General features: G+C 36.8%; 5 protein-coding genes. 1 reads left to right on the top strand and 4 read right to left on the bottom strand.

What is annotated here, in order from left to right; genetic code table 11:
* Positions 1–78: 78 nt before the first annotated feature.
* The 4 genes from L656_RS0114545 to L656_RS0114525 all read right to left on the bottom strand — a co-directional run bounded on the left by L656_RS0114545 (position 79) and on the right by L656_RS0114525 (position 3290).
* Positions 79–393 (bottom strand): hypothetical protein, encoded by a 315-nt coding sequence (locus L656_RS0114545; RefSeq protein WP_006992591.1) that lies wholly within the window; start codon positions 391–393, stop codon positions 79–81.
* Between the two features lie 120 nt (positions 394–513).
* Positions 514–1284: a HEPN domain-containing protein gene (locus L656_RS0114535; protein ID WP_024599742.1), complete on the bottom strand. Its 771-nt coding sequence runs from the start codon at positions 1282–1284 to the stop codon at positions 514–516.
* A 148-nt stretch (positions 1285–1432) separates the two neighbouring features.
* Positions 1433–2236: a DUF5677 domain-containing protein gene (locus L656_RS0114530; protein ID WP_024599741.1), complete on the bottom strand. Its 804-nt coding sequence runs from the start codon at positions 2234–2236 to the stop codon at positions 1433–1435.
* Positions 2237–2258: 22 nt separating this feature from the next.
* The gene (locus tag L656_RS0114525; protein WP_024599740.1) at positions 2259–3290 is read right to left on the bottom strand and encodes a hypothetical protein; all 1032 of its coding nucleotides are present in this window, start codon (positions 3288–3290) and stop codon (positions 2259–2261) included.
* Positions 3291–3641: 351 nt separating this feature from the next.
* Here L656_RS0114525 and L656_RS0114520 point away from each other — a divergent pair.
* The coding region (locus L656_RS0114520) for an IS110 family transposase (RefSeq protein ID WP_024599739.1) at positions 3642–3958 on the top strand (317 nt) is incomplete at its 3' end.

Genomic DNA, 3958 nt, shown 5'->3' with positions numbered 1-3958 from the left:
TAACTCTTAACATATGGGGATTTTATGAGCGTTGTTGGCCGAAGGCCAGCGAGTAAAATTCCCACCATGATGTTTTTGTTATGTGCAACATGCTAACAGTTGCTTTTGTAATTCAGTATTTTCACAACCGATAATGTCTAAACCGATGACAACTGACTTTTCAGAGTAAACAAGCATAACTGTATATGCCTTATCACCTGTGGGAAAAGTATCTTCCAGTTTTTCATTTTCTGAGGTTGTAAAACATATTGTGAATGCTGAATCGTCAGAAGCGAAGGACTCACATGATTTAATTTTCAAACCTTTTAGCTGATCAGCAAGTTCTTTTTCACCTTCAGCTATCAACGAAGATTTTACCTCTTCAAACAGGTCTGGGAGATCATCCTTAAACATCAATTTCTCCGTTGCACATAACGCCTGCCTCATGGGCAAATTTAGCTGGACCGATTTTTTGCTGCTTTTGCTTATTGAGCAAAAAACGGGCTGGCTAATTTTGTCCTTTGCAGGCAATTGTTAGGTGATAGTTTCAATGACAAGAAAATGTTTTACCACGTGCCTATCAATTTTTATAGCTAGATTGCGCAAAAATTGATTAGCTGAATTCGCCTCATTAAATTCAATCTGTAAAACCTTTCCATGTGCGACTCGGTTCCTTAAATCTCTTAATTCAGAAAACCTATTAATTTCATCTTCGGTCAATTCAACACCAAAGCACCAACATGCTACATGAGGGATTTGAGAAGCCTTCAAGTCTTTATAATTATTTCCAAGCTCCATGATCCCAAAGGTAGAAAATAACTCTGATGGAAACCTGAAATCCGTGTGCTCAAGTTCTTTGGTATGCTTTTTATACTTTAGCTCTTTGCCTTTTTTAGCGTACTCCCGCAACTTATTTGCAGATTTTCTAGGGGCTTCTTGTTCGGCATAGTGCATATGTTGATTTTGCTTCTTTAACGACAACTCTACAAAATCATCTTGCCCCCCATGAAAATTTAATACCTCTTCAATCAATGCTTTAAAATATGCCTCAAAATAGCTAAAAGAACTTATAAACATTAACTTACCTAAGTTCTTTCTATATTCTGGTATAAATCCCTTTAGCTGCTCGAAGTTTGGGTCCCCCTTAAAGTGGTCTGCATCTGGCAATTTTGACGCTGAACCTAAATCTACTGCTTTCATATATGCATTTAATGCGGGTACGGCTTGGCAACAGAGAACAGAAAAGTCCAATGTTGATTGAATCTGCCCTTTCAAGAGTTCAAAACTCTTGGTATTAGTCATCATTAGCTATATTATCTCCTATGTGAATACTGGTGTAATTGGTAACACACTCCGAGAATTTTCTGAATGAGCTTTTATTGAGAGCTTATTAGGAAGGTAGAGTTTCTGGTTCGAGTCCAGAGTATTCACCTCACGCAATTCTATGTGACACTTAATTGCTTTCACTCAAACCCTCCGAGTATACCCTTATTATTTCTTCAGACTCATTTTTGGCGAATTCTAGGCACCATAATTCACCAATTGTTCTCACCATATCTGCAACAAATGATGCCACATATGAAAGAACTAGACCTGCAAATGCCTCATGTAACTCTTTTCCATGAATTATAGAATGAACTATGGCACTTATCGCCGAAGGCGTGGAGTGGGTATTAGTAGATAGTATTTTGTAAATACCATTAAACATATTTACATCCAGGCCTCGACTTTGGGATATTTCAGTTTGATTCATATCGGAGCACTTGCGCCCTTTGAGGATTTGCCTTTGAACCTCAGGCAAAAGGGATTTAAATCTAGCGCTTTCCTTAATTGAATTTTTTAGCTCATCGCACTTTTCTTGGAGCGAGTCTAAGCCTTGTTCTTCGCCACCGATAAAATTCGAAATCTGCATTGTAGATTTGTTGTCATGAAAGTCATAAAGATAGAATCGAAAATCTGATACCTCTGTATCAATATTCTCTATACAGTAATACCAATGCAGGTTGGCCGCTTCAATCAGACTCCTTGAAATCGAGCAGAAAGACGGAAAGTCGAATAGTTCTTCTGCATCGGTAAACCTTGATCCAGGAAGCACTCTTAATAGTGACATGCACTCTGGAACAACTTTCGCTAAATAGTAAGTTGATACCTTCTTCTTTCTATCTTCTGTTTGAACACCATCAAACTGCTGAGACAAGTCATAAGCTATCTCAGTTATAAAATCAAAATCTTCTATTAATTCTCGAAGGTTACTCATACTTCAGAAGGCACCTAACGCTTCAAGAACCGGCGCTGCTTGCAGCGTCCGAGTTACTTGACTTGTTAGAAATTTCTTGCACTGACCAAGATAATATTTCTGAGTTCTTTATTGTAAATTTAATGTCATTTACTTCAAGATACATATCCTTGCCTAAACGAGATAATATTTTTACATCATTAAGAAAGCATTGCTTTTTAGGTTCTACTTTAGGTAATACCCCTAGAAGAAGAAGTGTTTCACATGCTTCATTTTTCATAATTATTTTTTTTGCCTCTATAGATCCAAACTTATAGAGTTCCATCACTCTTTCGGGGACTCTATGAAAGATTTCAAATGATGAAAACACAACAAAAAAAGCAGCAAAACCTAATCCAGGGTAATACACCAACCCATTAATTTTATTAGGTTTTGCTGTTGCAAGAACATTGATAAAAACAATAAATACAGCAACTATTATCCCTACAAAAGCAGGAGAACCTTTGCTTGTAGTTAAGCTTGATAATGACAGTGAAAACACGATAAATATTGGGAAGAAAGCCAGAATAGAACTAGTGAAAGATGCAAAAAGCATTTTCGCGGTTTCTGCTATGAGAGGCTTTCTGATTAGCGTAGATTTTTTATAAACAACTAAAAAGAATAATGAGATGCCAATTAAGAAATATGGTATTGCAACCATCCAACTTACAACGAAAATTGCTAATAACCCATAGAAATACAATATAGGCACTCCAAACCAAAGTGCAGTTTTAAATAACTCCTTATGCCCCTTTTCATCCTCCCAATTACTTCTTAAAGAGGAGCTATCTGCCCAAGTGCCAGACCAAAAAGCTCCAGGTAATATTAGAATAACTATAAATAATAAAACTGTTAGGATTGCGGTAATTGATGCGGCAGATACAAGTGTAATGGATGATTTAAAATCAAAATCAGGCATGTACCCTATATTCGCATAGTAAGAAACGAATATTGCACCCCCTATCAGCAAAAATATCGACCAAAATATCGAAGCTAGATTTCCATAAATATATTCTTTAAATTTCACGCTATCCATAAAAGTACCTAGTGATTTCTAACGCCTCACTAAGAGGCAAATAATAGTTGGTTAAAATAAGTGACGAAGGAGCAAAAACCAACTGTTATTTGTCCTTTTGAGTGACTTATAGTTCGACCAAGCCACTTAATTTAAAAGTAACTGACTATTATATTAAGTGGAATATGCTTCTGTTGGTTACGAATATTGAATGCCAAACATCTAATGTTTTTAACAAGACGTTCGAGCCAACAGAGCACCTCGATTTCAAAACGCATACTCAGGGATTGCCGACCAAGACTATCTATAAGACCTGCGAGAAACGAGATTTAAGCACATTCCGTCCTTAACTTTAACCGTAGGCGCTATAAAATGAAAGCATATAACGTTGATAATTTTGCTGTACTCATTGGCATGGATTGGGCCGATAAAAAACATGATATTTGTGAACACCCAACAGGCACTAATAAATATCATTACACCGTTATTAAACACACACCTGAAGCGTTGCATGAATGGGCTATGGATATTAAACAGCGTTATCCAGAGCAGAAAATAGCAATTGTTTGTGAGCTTAAAAAAGGCCCGCTTATTTATGCATTAGCTAAATACGACCACCTTACTTTATTTACCGTGAATCCTTGTGCTGTTGCTAAATACCGCCAGGCTTTTACGCCCAGTGGCGCAAA

This window comes from Pseudoalteromonas sp. TAE56, from assembly GCF_000497955.1.
Taxonomy (GTDB): domain Bacteria; phylum Pseudomonadota; class Gammaproteobacteria; order Enterobacterales; family Alteromonadaceae; genus Pseudoalteromonas.
Note: the sequence above shows the minus strand (reverse complement) of the source record. Positions and strands in the feature narration are given on the sequence as shown.